Source organism: Ensifer sp. SL37, from assembly GCF_026672675.1.
Taxonomy (GTDB): domain Bacteria; phylum Pseudomonadota; class Alphaproteobacteria; order Rhizobiales; family Rhizobiaceae; genus Ensifer; species Ensifer adhaerens.
In genome coordinates, this window is sequence record NZ_JAPPRN010000001.1 from 1,618,381 (window position 1) to 1,637,132 (window position 18,752).

Sequence of the window (18,752 nt, forward strand, 5' to 3'; positions counted from 1 at the left end):
GAAGGACGAAAGGGAGGGCGCCCCACGGGAGGAAGTGGGGCGCGCCAGTCAATCTCAATGGATCGTGAAGTAGTGGTTCGGGTTCGCCTGGATGTCGTCGGCGTCCGCATTGACGAGCGTCAGCGTATCGCCATGGCCGAAGTCGATGACCACGTTGCCACCAACCTGGGTGACGCGCGATGCCAGATCTTCAGGCGACGAAATGTCGAGGCCGTTGATGTCCTTCGAAATCTGCAGAAGGTCTTCGCCGGGCGTGAAGTCGAGGATGACGTCGTTGCCGCCACCGCCGTCAAACACGAACACGTCGCTGCCTTCCCCGCCGGTCATGACGTCGTCGCCCTGGCCGCCGTTGATGATGTCGTTGTCGGCACCACCGAACAGGATGTCGCTGCCTCGGCCGCCCATCAGCAGGTCGCTGCCGCCGCCGCCAATGAGAATGTCGTTCCCGTTGTCGCCATAAAGCAGGTCATCACCCTGGCCGCCGAACAGAACGTCGTTCCCGTTGTCGCCATGGATAACGTCGTCACCCCAGCCGCCGAACAGGGTATCGCTGCCGTTACCGCCGAACAGCATGTCATCACCTTCGTCGCCGAAAATGGTGTCGTCGCCATTGCCTCCGTTCACGAAGTCATCACCCGCGCGAGCGTGGATGAAGTCGTCGAAGCGTGAGCCAAAAAGGGCGTCATCATACGCGCCGCCTTCCAACGTGGCCATATGCTACTCCTCTTAGTTGTTGCGTACGTCATTTTGGTTGTGCTTGCGCTCATCCTCGGTCTCAAACCGGTGGCGAGCGCGGCGACATTGCACTGCAAAAAAACATATGGCAACAGCAAAAAATAAATAAAATCGGCTGCACTGTATTATTATCTGCTACCTACGATGTATATCTTGTATCAGTTTGATGATTATCCCTGATATCTAAGGGGTCATAGATTTGTTATTACTTAGAAATAAATTCAAAATTAGAAACAAATTGCCGGCGAAATTGAATTTCGCCGGCGCAGGCGGTGTTGGAGCCTTCTGGATCAGTCTTCCCGGAAGGCTCGATTGAGGCTCTCTGCAATCGGCGAAACCATGTAATCGATCGCCGAGCGCGGCTTGTGCACGATCAGCACTTCCGCCGGCATACCGGGATAGAGGCGGATGTCCGGGTTGGCGGTGAGCGAGGCCGGCGCAATGCGGGCGCGCGCCACGTAGTAGGAGACGTTCGACTTTTCATCGACTGATTGGTCGGCTGCGACGTAGCTGATTTCGCCATCGAGCGGCAGGTGCGAGCGCTGGTTGTAGGCGGTCAGCCGGATTTGCGTCTTTGAGCCGATGCCGATGCTATCGATGTCTCGGGTGCCGACATGCATCTCGACCAGAAGCGGTTCGTCCTCAGGCACGATGTCGAGCAATGGCTGGCCGGCAGAGACCGCGCTGCCGGGTGTGCGCAACTGAATGTTGGTGACGATACCGGTCTGCGGCGAGCGGATTTCGAGGCGGCTCAAGACGTCCTTGGCCGAGACGAGGCGCTGTCCCACATCTGCAAGTTCGAGGCGGGCCGTCGTGATTTCGCCAGCGATCTCCGACTGGAATTCGTTCTCGATACCGGTCAGCCCGAGTTCCGCTCCGGCTTCCGCCTTTTCGGCCTGGGCCTTGTTGCCGGCAAGCTCACCGCGCGAAGCGGCAAGTTCGCTGAGCTTGGCATCGATCTCGATCAGCTTGGAGCGCTGGGCAAATTCCTTGGCAACCAGCGTCGCGATCGCGGTGCGCTGCTCCGTGATCAGTTCGATCTGGCGGTCGGTCGCTCTGATCTGCTCGGCAAGCGACTTGGCCCTTTCCGAGTACTCTTCGATGGTCTTGCCCTGAACCTCGAGCCGGCCAGCCTTTGCTTCGCGCCGGCGGTCGAAGAAGTTTGTCTCCGCCTTCACCGCGTCGTCGGCAGCGGTTTCCGCGGTGCCCATCAGCTCGTCGGGGAAGTCTATCTGCGCGGCCTCCGTCTGCTCCGCCCTGAGGCGGGCAAGCTTTGCGATCAGACCAAGGCGCCGGCTTTGCAGTGCCTCAAGGTCGGACCGGGCGCGGGTGTCGGCAAGCTTGACCAGCGGCTGGCCGAGCGTGACGCGATCGCCTTCCTGGACGAGGAGGCGGTCGAGGATGCCGCCTTCGAAGTGGCTGACGGTCTTGCGCTTCGAATCGACCACGATCGTGCCGCTTGCGACCGACGCGCTGCTGAGTTCCGTCGAAAACGCCCAGCCGAAGAAGCCGCCGAAGGCGACGAGGATCGTCGTCAGGCCCGCAAGGACCACGCCGCGCAGCGGCGCGGTGGCGCTTCCTTCTGCGTCCGCATCCAGCCCGTGCAGAGGGTGGGGCCGCTCGGGGATCGCGGGCAAGTTCGCGCGGTCGTCCTTGGCCACGAGTGTGCGTGCGTCGCGAGAGGCTGGCAGGTTCTGTTTGTTCGTCATGCGGATACGCCTTCCCGTCTCGGCTCGCCGGGTGTCATGGATGCGACCACGTCGGTGCGCGGGCCGAACTGGGTGATGCGCCCGTTTTCAAGAACGAGCAGCTTGTCGGCGGCCTGCATGATCGTCGGCCGGTGGGCGATCATGATGACGATCGCACCGTCGTTGCGCGCCCGCTCGATCGCGCGGATCAATGCGCGCTCGCCGATGGCGTCGAGATTGGCGTTCGGCTCGTCGAGAACGATCAGGCGAGGATGGTCGTAAAGGCAGCGGGCAAGAGCGATGCGCTGGCGCTGGCCGCCCGAAAGCGTCAGGTGGCCATCGCCGACCGGAGTGTCGTAGCCGAGCGGCAGGCGCCCGATCATGTCGTGCACGTCAGCAAGCCGAGCCGCCTCGAGCACTTTTTGGGGTTCGCCTTCCTCCATGCGCGAGATGTTGTCGCGGATGGTTCCTTCGAGCAGCGAAACCGACTGCGGCAGGTAACCGGTCATCTGGCCAAAGGAAGCGCGCTCCCACAGATAGACATTGTTGCCGTCGAGGAAGACGCCGCCGGTGGTCGGCTTTTGAATTCCGACGAGGAGCCGGGCCAGTGTCGATTTGCCCGCCGCCGAGGGGCCGACGATGCCGAGAACTTCGCCGGGCGAGAGCGAGAAGGAAACGCCCTTGATGATCGGCACATCGAGGCCGGGCGCCGCGTAAACGAGCTTATCCACAACAAGATCGCCCTGCGTGCGCGGCTGCGGCATGGTCTGGCGTACGGCCAGATCCTGGTTCAGCGCAGTCTCTATCCGGCGCCAGCTTGCGATGGCGAGCACCCACTGACGCCAGTTCTCGATCATCGAATCAAACGGGGCGAGCAGGCGTCCGACGAGGATGGTCGTCGCCATCATCGCGCCGGGGGAAATCTCTTGTTTCATCACGAGGATAGAGCCTGTTGCCAGTGCGGCCGCCTGGATCATGAAGCGCAGCGAACGGGTGATCGATGCCATCGCCTTGCTGCGGCTTCCGCTGGTTTCCAACGCGTCGAGCGCGTGCAGCTGTGCGGTGCGCCAGCGGCGGGCAAGTGCCGGCAGCATGCCCATCGCCTCGATCGCCTCTGCATGGCGCAAGCTTGAACCAATTTTCGAAACGGCCTCGATATTGGCTTGATTGGCCTCTTTCATCAGCCGGCGAGTCAGCAAATCAGTCAGCAATCCACAGCATACGAGCAGGGCAATGGAAATGGCGCCAAGAAGGCCGAACATTGGGTGCAGCGCAAAGAGCACCCCGAGAAAGATCGGCGACCAGGCGGCATCGAGTGGGGCGCTGACGGCAGAGGTTGTGAGGAAGCTTCTCAATTCCGCCAGGTCCCGTAGCGACTGGGTCGCCCGGGTCAGCCCTTGATCGGCGGCCGCCTGAACGGCGGCGGTCAGCACCGGCAGGTTCAGCCAGCGCACGACCGCACTACCCATCGCCTGGAACGTCAAAGCCCTGATGTATTCGAGCACGCCGTAGATCACGAGTGCGCCGATGACGAGAATCGTCAGCATGGTCAGCGTGTCCATGCTCTGGCTGTTCAAAACGCGGTCATGAACTTGCATCATGTAGAGTGGTGTCGAGAGCTGCAATATGCCGATGCAAGCACTCAGCAGGGCTGCATAAATAAGTGCCAAAACGAACACGCGGCGCGCCTTCAAAATAAGCAGCCGCGGATCGTTTGCTCCATTTTGCGCCTTCTTTGGCCCAATTTGGTTCTTGCTAATCATATTGCCTCGTTTGCTGTCACGCGTGGCGATTTTCTGGATAAGTTCGTTGGGGTCTTGAGGAAGCTATTTTGTTTGTTATCACTTAAATCACAGTGTTGCCGTGATAAGTGTGACACAATAATGGTGGAATGCTCAAGATAGTCGTATTCGGGGGGAGTAAAGGGGGCGAAAAATTGCTTCAAAATTTGAAGTAATTTTTGAATATTGTAGTAATGCTCAGTTGGAGAGAGGGATGAATCAAAGGATTCTCTATCCGTTCGCAGATTTTGGCGGCGCTGTTGCCATCCGCCCCGGGGATGACGCAGCTGGAAGTGCCCCTGAACATGACAATATTGACCAGGAGAGCGAAGCGTCCGTGGTCACATATTTCGAGTTGGCACGGATGATGGAGCGGGCCAGCCGGCGCTTTACCGGCCTGTTGCGTGCCGAGCTGACGAAGCTTGGCGTCGACGATATCGGCCCGGCACAGGCGATGGTCCTTCTGGCGATCGGCGATGCGGAAGTGTCGGTGGCGGAGCTTTTGGACCGTGGCCACTATGTCGGCTCCAACGTTTCCTACTACCTGAAGCAGTTGGGCGACGGAGAGTATATCGACAGGGCCGCCTCCCAGCGCGATCGGCGCTCGGCCCGCATCAAGCTTTCGGAGAAGGGCAAGCAATTGTGCGATTCCTTACGCAAGGCGGCTGGCGCCTATGAACGTGTCCTGAGCCACGGCGAGCAGGACCGGCGCAATCTCGAAACCGCATTTCAAACACTGCACCGGCTCGAGCTGGTTTGGGGGAATGCAACGCGCTACGGCATCTGAGATGCCCGCGCACAGGCTGTCCTTTCAACGGCTATAGGCAGGGAATATGCACGTAGCATTTGTACACCGGCGCGGCTTCTGCCAGTTCGCCGCTCTCGCGTCTCATTTGGCGCAGACCGGAAATGAAGTGACACTCGTGACGGAAACCGTGGATCAGCGGATTCCGGCAACGCGTGTCGTTCGCCACAGAGCAGAACCCGGCCCGCAGGCCAATTCGCAGATGGGAAGGCACCTTGGTGTGCCTGACCATCATGTCCGGATCGGTCACCGGGTCGCCGAAACCTTCGATGCCATGGCCCGCCAGGGGCAGGTGCCCGACGTTATCGTCGGGCACATCGGCTGGGGCGGTATGACCTTCGTCAAGGATGTGTTGCCGAATGTCCCGGCACTCGGCTATTGCGAGTTTTTCTACCGCGCCGAAGGGGCCGATATCGGCTTTGCCCCCGACGACAAGCCCGACCAGGATACGCGTAAGCGACTGCGGCTGCGCAACATGTCGCAACTCCTGACGCTTGATGCGATCGATGGCGGCTTCAGCCCGACCCAATGGCAACGGAGCCTTTATCCGGCGGAGCATCGCGCCCGTATCGCCGTCTGCCACGAGGGCGTCGACACTCGCGTCTTCCGTCCCGATCCGTCGGCATCGTTGAAGCTTCCGGACGGACGGGTGCTAAAGGCGGGTGATCCGCCGATCGTTACTTTCGTCGCCCGCGATCTCGAGCCCTATCGCGGCTTCCCGCAGGCGTTGGAGGCGGCCGCAAAGGTCGCGAAGCGCCATCCCGATGCGCTTTTCGTTTTCGTCGGTGGCGACGGCGTCAGTTACGGCGCCCCACCGCCCGGTGGCGGCTCGTGGAAGGACTATCTGCTTCAATCCCTGAATATCCCGGCCGACCGGTTCCTGTTTCCAGGCGTGGTGCCGCATGGTGTCCTCAAGCAGCTGTTCCAGATTTCAACCGCCCATATCTATCTGACCTATCCTTTCGTGCTTTCCTGGTCGGTCTTGGAGGCCATGGCCTGCGGCGCTCTCGTCATTGGATCGGACACCGCGCCGATGCAGGAGGTGTTGAGCTCCGGCCGCAACGGCCTGCTCGTGCCGTTCTTCGATACGGATGCGCTCGCGGAGGCGATCTCTGGCGCTTTGCAGCAACCGGAGAAGTATTCCGACTTGCGTGCAGCCGCCCGCCGCACCGTCGAGCAAAGGTTCCGTCTGGGCGATTGCATTGCGCGACAGATGACATTGCTGGATAAGGCAATGGGAACCCCCGGATCCACTCAAATATTACGGGTCTCATCTGCATAATACTTCAAAAGCCGAACTATTATTTCACGAAAAACGCAAATATAACTTATTGTGCAGTGCAAATAACCTTGATATGCTTTCTCTAGGTCGTTGAATTCGCCGGTTTATTTCGGATTGGGGGATTCAACTACAGAGAGAATTCGGTTGAATTGAGGGTGGCGCGTGCAAGGGTTGGTGTCTTCTGGCGTGAGGTATTCGCAGGCGAAGAGAAAGCTGGTGTTGGCCTCGGATCACGATAGGGCGAGTGTCCAGGGCAGTGGCATCGAGCACCTGGTTCATTTTCTTCCGGCAGGCGATCGGCCTGATGCGACCCTGGAAAACGTGTTTCCATTGATCGGGCTCGCCTTTTCTAGCGAGGGCGAGGCGGATCTGGCCGACGGCATCGTCTCGCTGCGAGCACTTGGCACCGTCCCGGATATCCCGATCAAGCGCTTGAGCGCCGAGGCCGTCAGCGAAAGCGCTGGGCTCATTCAGGCGCTGGTCGATGGTGGTGTCGGGCGGCTTGCCCGGTTCTCGTCGGCAATCACATCCGAGCTTGCGCTGCTTCGCCGCGAGCGTGAAACGCTGCTTGAAAACTACCGCGCGCTCGAAGATGCGTTCCAGGCACGCAACTGGGAACCGGTCGCCGAAGTCTTTGCGCACGACCCCTATGTCGATCCCAAGGACGAGGGCATCGGCCATCTGATTGCCAATGCCTTTGTCGAACAGCTCCTGCCGGTCTCCAGCCATGGCGTCGCCGGCATCGGGCTTCACTTCAACTCGGTCCCGCGGGACGGCGGCGAACTGGTCGTTGTCTTGAGCTATGTCGAGAGCGGCGAGGGGGTTGCAGAGTGGGCCGTTCCATTCTCGCAGCTCGTTCCGAGCTGGAACTTCTTTGCCCTGCCGCGCACCTGCGGGGGTGGCGCGAAGACCCTGCGGCTGCGCGTTTCGACGACCGGTAGTGAAACGATCGGGCTTTCGCTCGGCTATCCCATCGCCAGTGAACACTACACGGCTCGGTCCGAGACCCGCCACGCCGACCTTGATCTGCGCCCACTAGCGTTCCGCGTCTATACTGGCCTGCCCGGCGTCAAGCCGACGCGCATGCCCAACATGATCGCGCCGACCGCGCTGCTCGACGGCCACTTCATCGAGGACTATCGTCTGTCGGTCGATCTGCTCAGCCAGATCGTCGACGTATCGGTGACGCCGGTTGTCCCGGAATTCCAGACCGTGCGCTTTCTCGAACACGAACACGCCGTCGTCTGCCATCCGCTCGCAAATGGGGTATCGGCCGGCGCCGTCGGTCGCGCTGTCGAGCCCGGCACCATATCCTTCTCCGCAAGCGCAGTGGTCGATCATCCCAAGGGCGCCCCGGCGGCCGTCAGCTTCCTGCTCGCGCCAGCGGGCTCGAACGCGCGCTCCGAAGTGGCGGAACTGGCTCGCAAGGGGGTGGTCAAGCCGTCCGCCTTCTTCAGCGGCTGGCGCGAGGTCACCAATGAGCAGCCGATCAACATCAACTTCCAGCTCGACGAGCCGGTGCGCCAGCCCATGGATCTGATGATCCTCAGCCGCGCCGTAACCGACTCGGTCGATTTCTCCTGGCTCAAGGTGTCGGGCTTCCGGATGGTCAAGCAGTCGAGTGGTGCGTCTCATGTCCAGCAATAGCGATCCAAGGGACCTCGTTGCGATCGCCATGCCGCTCTATGGCCATGCGGCGCTGGCGCTCGAAGCGCTCGAATCCGCGCTTGCATCGGACCTCGAGGGCTGCCGTATTGCCATCGTCGTTTCGGTCGACGGCGACCCGCGGCAGGAAACCTTCGATCAACTGTTGCTCTATTCCGGGGCCCACCCTGATATCCATGTGGTCTTCGGGCGAAACGCCGGCCCCGGCGGCGCGCGCAACCGCGCCATCAACTACGTGCTCGAAAATCTGCCCGAGGCGAAGGCCGTCTATTTCCTTGACGCCGACAACCGAGTCCTGCCGGGAACGATCGAGACCCTCTATCGGCGCCTGCACGAAAGCGGCGCCGGCTGGGTCTATACCAACATTGACACCTTCTCGGTGAGCTGGCGGGCTCACTACGGCAACCAGTATTCGCGGCTCGTCCACTGCATCACGGACAACATCTGTGACACCGGCTCGATGATCTCGATCGAGGTCTTCCAGGAAGGCGTTCGGTTCAACGACGACCGACAGAACGGTTTTGAGGATTGGGAGTTCTGGCTTTCCTGCGTCGAGCACGGCTTTGTCGGAACGCCCTGCCATGACACGACGTTCGAATACCGCCTGCGCGCCGAAAGCCGTTTCAAGGAAGCCAACCGCGACCGCGCGACATCCGTGAGCTTCCTCAGAAAGCGCCACAAGGCGCTGTTCCAGCGGCCGATGCTCGTCGATTTCGAGCATGAGGAGTGCCCGCGTTATCTCTTCGCGCGCACCGAAGACGCGGCGATCTCGTTCTTCACAGATCCGACGAAGCAACCGAAGCGGCTGCGCCTCGACGACATCATCCCAGCCTTCTGGGCCAGCACCGGCGAGCCCGACAACGTGCATTTTCCGCCCTTCGTCATGGCCGGCAGCGGTGCGACGATCGATCTGCTTTTGCGCTCGCGCATGCTGCCCAACGTGCTTTGCCACCTGGAGCGCCTGAGTGAGAAAGCCAACGTCGTTTTCGTTCATCTCGGCAACGACGCGACGCAGCGCAAGATCGAGCCGACCTTCCTCGACGCCGGCGCCCAGCATCTCGGCCAACCGGATCTCATCTTCATTTCGACGGCGCTCTTGCGCGACGTCATCCGCAACAATGCGCTCGACTGGTTTGCTTCTATCGGCACGCAGCAGGTATGGCCGACCTCGGCGGTTCTCAATGTGCGCTTCCCGTTCCCGCGCGCCCTGCCGCGCCGCACGCTGATCACGCCGCAACAGGTGATGATCAACTGCGTCAACGCGATCGCCACCAGTCCGCTTCGCCGCACGGCCGGCCGTCGCTGGACCTGGCGCCCCGCGCGGCTCATGCCCTATTCCGACCTGCACAAGGCCTTGCGAACGGAAATCGGCGGCTCGCCGGTGCTGCCGCTCGGGCACAGCGAAGCCGGTAAAAAGACTGCAGCACTTCTCGTGCCGAACGCGTCGTTTGGTGGCGCCGAGAAGGTCATCTACGCCGCCTCGCGTGAACTTAAGGCCGCGGGCTACGAGACGCATCTGTTCGTGCTCGGCACCAGCCGGATGGACGTGATCGATGAGTTCGATTCGAGCTTCGACTATGTTCACTTCTGGGATCAGGGCATCCCGGCCTGGGGCGGCTCCGGCTCGTTCCTCGGCCAGGATTTCATTGCCGACCATCATGAAGTCGATTGGGGTGCGCTTAAAGGTCAGCTCTCAGGCTTCGATCTCGTCATCAACAACCACGTGATGGCGATGCATCCGCTGATCGCACGGCTGCGCTCGGAAGGGACACGCACGGCTTGCTATCTGCACGTCGTCGACAACACGCCGTTCAAGCGCCCGGCCGGCCAGCCCTTTGCAGCCATCGCCCACGAGCATTGCTACGACGCCTTCCTCACCTGCTCGGAACAACTGAAGTTCTACCTGCACAGCTTCGGCGTGCCGCTCGAAAAGATCTTTGCCGTTCCCAACGGCGCAAGTTTCTCCGTGCCGCCCAAGGTGCTTGCAGACGTGCTGCAGGTGCGGCGGATCGAGCGCAAGGACGACCGGCTGCGGCTGCTCTACATGGGCCGTCTCGACCAGCAGAAGGGCATCGACCGCCTGGCCGCGACGATCGCCGAACTGCGGGCCGCACACGTATCGTTCGATGCGCGGGCGATCGGTGGCGAGATCCTGGCGGATGCCTCGTTCTCCTGGACGGACCGGCTCAAGGAACTGGGCGTCGACGTGCGCCCACCGGTCTTTGCCAGCCGCGACCTGATCAAGGCGCTCGGCTGGGCCGATGTCCTGATCATGCCTTCGCGCTGGGAAGGTGCCCCGCTGATGATCGCCGAAGCCCAACAGCTCGGCTGCGTGCCGATCGCAACCGCGGTTGGCGCCGTCGACGAACTGATCGTCGATCGCGAGGACGGCATCCTAATCGATGCCTCGTCCGATCCCCAGGTGGTGCGCGACATGGTCAAGGCGATCGCCGAGGTTTCGCGCGATCGCAACCTGCTGGCGCCGATCATGGAAGGTTGCCTGAGAACAGCGGCGCGTCGCGGCTGGGCGAACTCCTTCTCGGAGTTCCTCGGCTGGTGCGACGGCGCCGTGAACAATTCATCGCTTTCGCGTGCCAAGGTCATCCGGGCGCGAGACACATCCAATACCGGCGTCGCAGCTGCAGGCTGATCGACCCGTACGACTTTTCAAAGAGAAGGGACTTACGCATGCGTCCAAGAATCCTCCTGACGGGTATTCCTGGTCATTACACGCGCCTCGCAAACGGCGCCAATGGCCTGTCGGTTTCCTATTCGGAACGGCAGAAACAGCCCGAATCCAAGGACGAGTTTCTTCAGGAGCTTCGCAACATCAGCAACACCGGTAACTATCTGATCGGTGAAGGGGCTTTGCGCGCCATTGCTCCCCATGCCAAGCAAATCCCGTTCTGGCACCTCTATAATTGCCATAAGAACGGCACCGGTTTCGACGAGTTCAACAACAACTTCGACATCTGCGTGTTCACCTGCGCGAACCTGTTGCGCAAGGGCCTCTCCGCCGATGCCGAGGCTGATGTCTTGAGCAAGCTGAAGATGCCGATTGTCATGCTCGGCATAGGCCACCAGAACCGCAAGGACCTGGAAACAGGCCTGCCGGAGGGGACGAAGCGCCTGCTCGATGTTCTCAAGGACCGTGAGCACTATTTCCTGACCCGCGGCTACGAAACCGCCGGCTACCTGAAGGACCAGGGATTCAAGTACGTCCGGCCAACCGGCTGCCCCTCGGTCTATTTCGCGCCGAACAACATGCGCGCGTCAATGAAGAAGCTGCCCGACGTCAAGATTGGTCAGGCAAAGACCATCTTCTCGGGCTATCTCGGCGCCAATCACGATTGTATCGTCGATGCGATCGCGCTCAACCCGGAAGGCGCCAAGCCCCAATACATCATCCAGGACGAATTCCTGCACTTCGACATGAAGGTCGAGCCGGATGCCGATGGCAGGGTCTTCGATTCCTGCTCGGGCAAGATGCTCGGCGAACTGGCTTTTCCGGGCGCTGAGCGCCAGAAGGTCCCCTTCGATGTGCGCACCTTCTTCGATACCAACATGTGGCGCGCCTGGGCCTCGCACATGGACTTCAATTTCGGCCGTCGTTTCCATGGCTCGATCATCGCCATGCAGGCAGGCGTGCCGAGCCTGATGGTGGCCGTCGACGACCGCATGCGCGAAATGCTCGGCTTTACCGGCCTCCCGTCGGTCGACGTCCAGGAACTCGAAAAGGCGGAAAACCGGGCGGAGTTCGTTGCCAGCCATCTGGCCGGGCTGAACGCGTCTGAACTAGTCGACCGCTACTCCGATCGCGAACGCAATTTCCGTACGGTGCTGCGCGAGATCGGCATCGGCCTCTAAACCGTGATGCCTCGGACGCGTTCGATCCGAGGCGCTCAATTCATGATGTTCGGGCGGCACGGTGAGGTTTGCAGATCCGCTTCCTCGTGCCGCCCTCCCTCTTCCTCAACTCTGTGGGCCAGTCCACAAACCAGGTGTATCGATGCGTATCCTGCTCACCGGAATCCCTTCCTACCTCCAGCGTACCGTGGCGCGCGTTTCCGGTGCGACGGTTCATCACAAACCCTACTTCGACGATATCCGAAGCAAGAAGGATCTGGTCGACCAGGTCAAGAAGATCGCCAACACCGGTAACTACCTGATCGGCGAGGGCGCAGCTTACGCCTTGCGCGGTCATGACGTGACCTATGTGCCGTTCTGGCATCTGGTCAACAGCCGCGGGGCCAATGACGTCTACGATGCCCTGAACAAGGAATTCGACATGTGCGTGTTCGCTTCGGCGAACCTGCTGCGTCCGGGGTATTCGGCCGATCTCGAAGCGGATGTGTTCGAGAAGCTGAAGATGCCGGTTCTGGTGATGGGCATCGGCATCCAGAAGCGTGAAGGTCTGAAGGAAAACCTGCCGGCCGGCACGTTGCGGTTCCTCGAGGTCTTGAAGCAGAAGGAAAGCTTCTTCCTGACCCGCGGTTATTTCACCGCGGAGTTCCTGCGCGCGGAGGGCATGAAGTTCGTCAAGCCGACCGGCTGCCCCTCGCTCTTCTTCGCTCCCAACGAGATGCGCCACTCCTTGACGTCGCTTGCCAACGCAGACCTTGCCTCGGCACAGAAGCTCGCGCTCGGCGGCTATCTCGGTAGCGTCGCCGACACCATCGTCGATGCCCACGCGCTCTTGAAGCCGGAGAGCGTGGCCAGCTACGTCATCCAGGACGAAGTCGTCGCCTATAACCTCACCCTTCCCGTGGATGACAACGCGCCGGTCTATGACCGCTCCAGCGGCCGCATCACCGGCAAGACCGAATACAAGCATCAGGAAAAATGGCAGCGGCAGAACGAACTGATGGTGTTCTTCGACACCAACCAGTGGCGCGCCTGGTCATCGACCCGGGACCTCTGCATCGGCAGGCGCTTCCATGGCTGCGTCATCGGCATGCAGGCGGGCACGCCCTCGCTGATGATCGCCGTCGACGACCGCATGCGCGAGATGCTCGAATTCATCGGCTTCCCCTATATCGAGGCGGGCGTCTGGAACCGTGAGACGGACAAGAAGGCGCATCTCGCCAACTTCCTGTCGAAGATCGATACGCAAGCGGTTACCGAACGCTATTCGGCATGCGAGGCGAACTTCCAAAGTGCGCTTAAACAGGTTGGCATTTAATCTGCCCCTGACCCGTGCAGCGCCGTTGGCGCTACTCCTTGCCGCCCTGGTCTCCTGGGCGGCGCTTTCGCGTGGCGCTCCGGCGTTCGCGGGCGAGGCTGCGGCTGCGCGCTACGGCGTCAATCGGCTCAATCTTGCTTGGCTGGAGCGCGCGGATCAGGAACGCATCCTTCGCGAAATCGCCGACAGCGGCGCCACGCATGTGCGGCTATCGCTGTCGCGCCCTGTCGACAAAAGCATCGACGCGCTGGAGATTGCCAACCGGCTGGGTCTGCGGATCCTGCTCGAAATCCAGCTGTCGAACAAAAGCTATTATCCGGACAGCGTTCGCCCGCGCACCGGCTTCGGGCGCATCTGGGATATCAACCGGTTGTCCGATCTGGACCTCGATCGTTACCGTGTCGGCCTGGCGTCAGCACTTCAGCGCATCGATGCCCTTGGCATCCGTCTGGAAGCGGTAGAACCCGGAAACGAGATCAACCTCGCCGGCTATAACGGCGACCTCGCCGTCTACGAGAGGCCGGGCCAAGCGACGCCGCGACATCTCGGCGAACTCACAGATCCCCAGGCGTTCGGGAAGGGGCTCGACAACTATGTCGAGGCGCTGAAGATCACCCGCGACGCCGTAAGAGCGAGCGCCAACAGCAAGGCGATCATCGTCTCCGCCGGGCTCTCCGACATGGGAGCCAAGGAAGCGGACCGCCAGGGGATGGAGCGGCTGGACCCGGGCGAGGTGATCGCCCTTTTGAAGGCGCGGGGCATGGACGCGCTCGTCGATGCCTATGGCATTCACATCTATCCGGCGCGCAAGGATAAGGTTGCAATCACCTCGATCGTCACCAAACTTCTCGATTTCTGCGCGCCTGCCGACCGGGGGCGGCCCTGCTGGGTGACGGAATGGGGGATTGCCAACACGGCGCGTAGCTGCCCCGTCGATGATCGCGAACGCGAAGGGGCGATGACGGCCATGCGGACGGTGTTCGAGCAGCTTTCCGAAGAAAAACGCCTGGATGCCGCCTACTACTACGACTGGGACACCCAGCAGAACTACCGGCTATGGCGCTGCGGAGCTCTGAGCCCGGCCGGCGCGCTTGCGATCGAACCGGCCAAGGGCGATTGATGCAGGGCGCTTTCGGGTGCGAGTTGCACAGAACATCGTTCCGCGGGATCAGCGCCGCGTTGCGCGGCTCGCCGCAGGCTCAAGCCCCTTGCCGCGGTAGGTGACGGGAATGCCGAGTTCCTCGTGGGTTCGCGCCAGCGTTTCCAGCCAGGTCGCCAGTTCCTCCGGCACCTTTTCGTCCCCGGTCTTCATCGCCTCGATCCATGCCAGGTTGCAATGGAGGGCGCTTGCCAGATTGATCGGCGTCCAACGAAGAACGAGAAGGCATTGAGTGAAACGGGCGGGGGTCATCGGTTGTGCTCAAGGTTGCATGTGGAATGGATGAAGCAGGCTTTACACGTGGAAATAAGTCAAGGTGATGACTTGCCGTGGCTAAAAGGCGTGATCTTTTCGTGAGTTACATTGGAATGGACGAAATGCCGCATTGCAGCATGCGTTTCGCGCCTTCTGCGCTGTATTTGCCGGAAACGCCCAGACATGATTGCCGCGCCCTTGGGAAAAATCGGCGAAAATACCGGACTGACTGTCGGTCACGAGACGGTTCTCTTCCCCGAGCCGGTGCGAATCGCTCGCCTTTGAGGTTGAATGGCCGCGAATCCAGAGGGCTGATTCGGTCCTGGACAAAGCGCTGAGGCGATAAACCGTTGCATGCACCCCTTTACCAGACCGCGATCAACATCGCCGCGAAGGCCGCGTTCTATCTGTCGCTCGCGATGCTGCTGCCGGCCGCAATCGATCTGTTCTATGGCCATCCCAACTGGAGAGTGTTTGCCGGTTCGGCCTTTGCGACTGGTGGTCTGTCGCTTCTGGCGATCGCCGCCACGCAGGGCGGCTCGCCGCTGTTCAGCCGCAAGATGGGCTTTCTGGTCGTCAATCTTCTCTGGATTGTCGTGTCTCTCGTTGGCGCCGTGCCCTTCTGGCTGTCGTCGCTGAAGCTCGATTTCGCCGAGGCCTTCTTCGAATCGGTCTCCGGCATCACCACGACGGGGTCGACCGTCATCAGCGGCCTCGACCATGCGCCTCCGGGTATCCTTCTCTGGCGATCGGTTCTGCACTGGCTCGGCGGTATCGGGATCGTGGCGCTCGGGCTCTTCGTCATGCCGTATCTTCGGGTCGGCGGCATGTCCTTCTTCAAGATGGAGTCCTCAGACACCACCGAAAAGCCCTTCGCCCGCATCGTCACCTTCACGCGCGCCTTCATCCTGATCTATGTCGTGATGACGGTGACGTGCACGATCATCTATTCCTATCTCGGCATGAGCCGCTTCGACGCGATCAACCATGCGATGTCAACGGTCGCGACTGGTGGCTTCTCCACCCACGATGCCTCGTTCGGCTCTTTCGACAACTTGGCGATCCTCTGGGTTGCAACCTTTTTCATGACGTTGAGCAGCCTGCCGTTTTCGGTGCTCATCCTCTTTATCGTTCGTGGCCGGCTCGATACGCTAAAGGATCCGCAGATCATCGTCTTTCTGTCCTATCTGACGGCACTTGCGCTGGCCGCAAGCCTCTACCAGCGGATCGTCAATGGGGTCTCGGCGCACGAGGCTTTGGCGCACGGCTTCTTCACCGTCTCGTCCATCCTGTCGACGACCGGTTTTGCCAGCGACGATTACATGCTCTGGGGTGAGTTCATCGTCGCACTTGCCTTTGCCGCCACTTTCATGGGCGGGTGCTCCGGCTCGACGGCGGGCGGAATGAAGGCCTACCGCTTCATTATCATCTTCAATTCGATCCGCGCCGGTATCTTCAAGCTGATTTACCCCGACGCCGTCCACACGGTGCGCTACGGCAAGACCCTTGTCGACATAGACGTGCAGCGCACCGTGTTCTTGTTCTTTACAGCCTACATGTTCATCTGGGCTTTCGGCAGCCTGGCGATGGGGGCGATGGGCTATGATCTCGTCACGGCGGTGTCGGCGGTCGCAACGGCGCTTTCAAACGTTGGCGCCGGGCTCGGCCCGATCATCGGGCCGGCCGGCAACTTCTCGACGCTGACCGACCCGGCGCTCTATCTACTGTCGCTCATGATGCTGCTCGGCCGTCTGGAAATCCTGACGGTCCTGGTCATCCTGACACCGCTCTTCTGGAGGGACTGAGCGACAAGTCGAAACGAGGCCGCCCTGTCAGGCGGCCTCGGTCTTGCGGCGCGTGCCGGCGCTTTCGATGTAGTACTTCTCATAGCGGTGGCGATAATGCTCGGCACCGCCAAAGTCGCTGTACTTTGCCAGTTCCTGCATGTCGGTCTTGTTGAGGATCACGCCGAGGATCTTGGCATTGATCTGCGGCTCCGAATGCAAGAGGTCGCGCACCAGGCGCGACGGCGTCCGGCCCCATTCGGCGACGAAGAGGAAGCCGTCCGCAAGCGGCGCGAAGGCTTTGGCATCGACGACAGGGGCGAGTGCCGCGAGATCGACGACGACATAGTCGAAGGACTTGCGTGCATTGTCGATGAGCTCGGCCATGGCCGGCGACGCAAGCAGCTCATGGCTGTCATACGGGCCGTTTCCGTCCACTGCTTCACCGCCGACCGGCAGGATCGCAAGCTTCGTCTGCTGGTCGATCTTGATCCCCGCCGGCCAGGATGCCTGCCCGGTCAATGCTTCCACAAGGCCCACCTTCGGCGGCGGATTGATCATCTTGCTCAAACCCGGCTTGCGGATGTCAGCATCGATCAGAAGGGTCTTCTTGCCGCTTGCGGCAAGGAGGGCCGCAAAATTCGCGGCAATGATCGACTTGCCTTCGTCGGGCACCGCCGAGGCGATACCGATGACGCGCGAGCCGTTGCCGGTCAGCATCCGGTCGCAGGCAAGCTTGGCGTTGCGGAAGGTCTCTGTGAAGGACGAGCGCGGAGCGTCGAGCACGATGCGGCTGAGGCGCTCGAAAGACGGAGCCCCTTGCGTTACCGGTGGCGGCATCTTGTTCTTCATCAGCTTGGCGCGAACGAGATCCGTCGTTCCAGGGTGACGCGGGCCGACCAATGGAATGTAGCCGAACGACCGGTGCCCGAGGATGGCGCGCACGTCGCCTTCGAGCCGGAACGTCCGCTCGCGGAACTCCTGGAAGGCCGCAAACGCGCCGCCCGCCATCAGGCCGAGTACCGCCGAAAGGGCCAGCACCATCGTCTTCTTCGGGCTCGACGGCGAGGCCGGGACGCCGGCGGTGGAAATCACCCGCGCCTTGGCGATCGGGAAGGAGCGCTGCTGCGAGGCCTGCTCGTAGCGGTTCAGATAGGTTTCATAGAGCGTCTTCAGCGCGGCTGCCCGCTGCTCCAGTTCGCGCAGGTGCACGAGCGAGACATTTGCATTTGCGTTGCGCCCGGTGGTGCCTTCTATGTTTTCGCGCAGTGACGCTTCGCGTGAGCGCGCCACCTCGTATTCGTTGCGGTAGCTTGCCGTCAGCTGCTGCAGTTCCTGGAAGATCTGGCGGCCGACATCGGTTTTCTCCTTGCGCAGCGACACGGCCTGCGGATGGTCGGCGCCGAAGCTCTGGCTCACGTCCTGTTCGCGCTTGCTGACCGCAAGGTAGCGCGTACGCAGATCGCGGATGACCGAGTTGTCGCCTTCCTTGGCGGAAATCGTGGCGTTCTTGACGGCCGTCTCCGGTCCCTGGTCGACGATCGCCTGGAATTGCTTGTAGCGCGCCGAAGCGCTTGCGCTATCGGCCTGGGCAATGATCAGCTGGCTGTTGAGATCGGCCAGCTGCTGTTCCGACATGAGTTCGCCGCGCGCAAGCGTCAGGCCGTTTTCGCTGCGGTATTTTTCGACCTCGAGAGACGCGGTCTGCGTGCGCTGCCGAAGGTCTGCAAGACGTTCCTGCAGCCAGACCGAGGCCCGTTCGGTCGCCTCGAAATTGGCGTTGAGCTGATCGTTGAGATAGGCGTCGGCATAGGTGCGAACGATGCCGGCGGCAAGCTGCGGATCGCTGGAACGATAGGCAAGCGAGACGACGGAGCTTCGCGTCACGCGTTCGACGGCCAGTCCCTGCTGGAGCAGTGCCGCCGCCTTTTGCCTCCGGCCGTTGCGGGCCATATCCTCGGAAATCTCCGGCCCGCTCGAGAAGATGCCCGTAACGGACTTCAGCCCGTCCTTGACGACGTCGAACGGCGAGCGCGGCGGATTGAGGACGGTATCGTTGTCGGCAAGGTTCATCTTGTCGACGACACGCAGGGCGAGTTCGCCGGATTTCAGGATTTCCACGGCGCTGGCAATCTGGGTGTCGAGCAGGGCGCTGTTTTGCGGCGGCGCCTGTTCTTCGGCAAATTTCGACAGGTTCTCGTCGAGTAGGACCTGCGTTGCCGATGTGTAGAGCGGTGTTGCGAAGACCAGGTAGGCGACACCGAGCGCGATGAAGAGCGCCACAAACAGGCCGACCATTCTGGCGCGACGCAAGACGACCGAAAACAGACGATCGAGGTCGATGAAGCCGTCGGGCTCCTCCACGTTGCGCGGTACGACACTGTTGAAGGGGAGACTTCTTTGATTCATTGGGTCG

General features: G+C 61.3%; 13 protein-coding genes. 8 read left to right on the forward strand and 5 right to left on the reverse strand.

All coding sequences use genetic code 11. The features are described from left to right. Positions 1–54: 54 nt before the first annotated feature. The 3 genes from OVA00_RS07350 to OVA00_RS07360 form a co-directional block, all read right to left on the reverse strand. Positions 55–714, reverse strand: coding sequence for a calcium-binding protein (locus tag OVA00_RS07350; RefSeq protein WP_268088457.1), 660 nt, complete (start codon positions 712–714; stop codon positions 55–57). 311 nt (positions 715–1,025) lie between these two features. Then, positions 1,026–2,444, reverse strand: coding sequence for an HlyD family type I secretion periplasmic adaptor subunit (locus OVA00_RS07355; protein ID WP_113136284.1), 1,419 nt, complete (start codon positions 2,442–2,444; stop codon positions 1,026–1,028). Beyond that, positions 2,441–4,186, reverse strand: a complete 1,746-nt coding sequence (locus OVA00_RS07360) for a type I secretion system permease/ATPase (protein WP_034798037.1) — start codon at positions 4,184–4,186, stop codon at positions 2,441–2,443. The genes OVA00_RS07355 and OVA00_RS07360 overlap by 4 nt, the downstream gene beginning before the upstream one ends. 232 nt (positions 4,187–4,418) lie before the next feature. Here OVA00_RS07360 and OVA00_RS07365 point away from each other — a divergent pair, with 232 nt between their 5' ends. The 7 genes from OVA00_RS07365 to OVA00_RS07395 all read left to right on the forward strand — a co-directional run bounded on the left by OVA00_RS07365 (position 4,419) and on the right by OVA00_RS07395 (position 14,258). After that, positions 4,419–4,991, forward strand: a complete 573-nt coding sequence (locus OVA00_RS07365) for a MarR family transcriptional regulator (RefSeq protein ID WP_034798035.1) — start codon at positions 4,419–4,421, stop codon at positions 4,989–4,991. A gap of 46 nt (positions 4,992–5,037) precedes the next feature. Next, on the forward strand, positions 5,038–6,291 hold the full coding sequence (locus OVA00_RS07370; protein ID WP_051659390.1) for a glycosyltransferase family 4 protein: 1,254 nt from the start codon (positions 5,038–5,040) through the stop codon (positions 6,289–6,291). A gap of 174 nt (positions 6,292–6,465) precedes the next feature. Beyond that, positions 6,466–7,938: a DUF6212 domain-containing protein gene (locus tag OVA00_RS07375; protein WP_192372302.1), complete on the forward strand. Its 1,473-nt coding sequence runs from the start codon at positions 6,466–6,468 to the stop codon at positions 7,936–7,938. Beyond that, the gene (locus OVA00_RS07380) at positions 7,925–10,606 is read left to right on the forward strand and encodes a glycosyltransferase (RefSeq protein ID WP_268088458.1); all 2,682 of its coding nucleotides are present in this window, start codon (positions 7,925–7,927) and stop codon (positions 10,604–10,606) included. The genes OVA00_RS07375 and OVA00_RS07380 overlap by 14 nt, the downstream gene beginning before the upstream one ends. Before the next feature lie 38 nt (positions 10,607–10,644). Next, the gene (locus OVA00_RS07385) at positions 10,645–11,823 is read left to right on the forward strand and encodes a polysaccharide pyruvyl transferase family protein (RefSeq protein ID WP_034798028.1); all 1,179 of its coding nucleotides are present in this window, start codon (positions 10,645–10,647) and stop codon (positions 11,821–11,823) included. 142 nt (positions 11,824–11,965) lie between these two features. Next, complete coding sequence (locus OVA00_RS07390; RefSeq protein WP_268088459.1) at positions 11,966–13,138, forward strand: polysaccharide pyruvyl transferase family protein; 1,173 nt, start codon at positions 11,966–11,968, stop codon at positions 13,136–13,138. A 46-nt stretch (positions 13,139–13,184) separates the two neighbouring features. After that, the gene (locus OVA00_RS07395; RefSeq protein WP_442780466.1) at positions 13,185–14,258 is read left to right on the forward strand and encodes a glycoside hydrolase; all 1,074 of its coding nucleotides are present in this window, start codon (positions 13,185–13,187) and stop codon (positions 14,256–14,258) included. Between the two features lie 48 nt (positions 14,259–14,306). On the opposite strand, the gene OVA00_RS07400 is transcribed toward OVA00_RS07395, so the two are convergent. After that, positions 14,307–14,549, reverse strand: a complete 243-nt coding sequence (locus tag OVA00_RS07400; protein ID WP_268088460.1) for a hypothetical protein — start codon at positions 14,547–14,549, stop codon at positions 14,307–14,309. 353 nt (positions 14,550–14,902) lie between these two features. On the opposite strand from OVA00_RS07400, the gene OVA00_RS07405 reads away from it, so the two are divergent. Further along, positions 14,903–16,357, forward strand: coding sequence for a TrkH family potassium uptake protein (locus OVA00_RS07405; protein WP_268088461.1), 1,455 nt, complete (start codon positions 14,903–14,905; stop codon positions 16,355–16,357). A gap of 27 nt (positions 16,358–16,384) precedes the next feature. Here the strand turns inward: OVA00_RS07405 and OVA00_RS07410 are convergent, their stop codons facing one another. Then, on the reverse strand, positions 16,385–18,745 hold the full coding sequence (locus tag OVA00_RS07410) for a polysaccharide biosynthesis tyrosine autokinase (RefSeq protein WP_268088462.1): 2,361 nt from the start codon (positions 18,743–18,745) through the stop codon (positions 16,385–16,387). Positions 18,746–18,752: the final 7 nt, after the last annotated feature.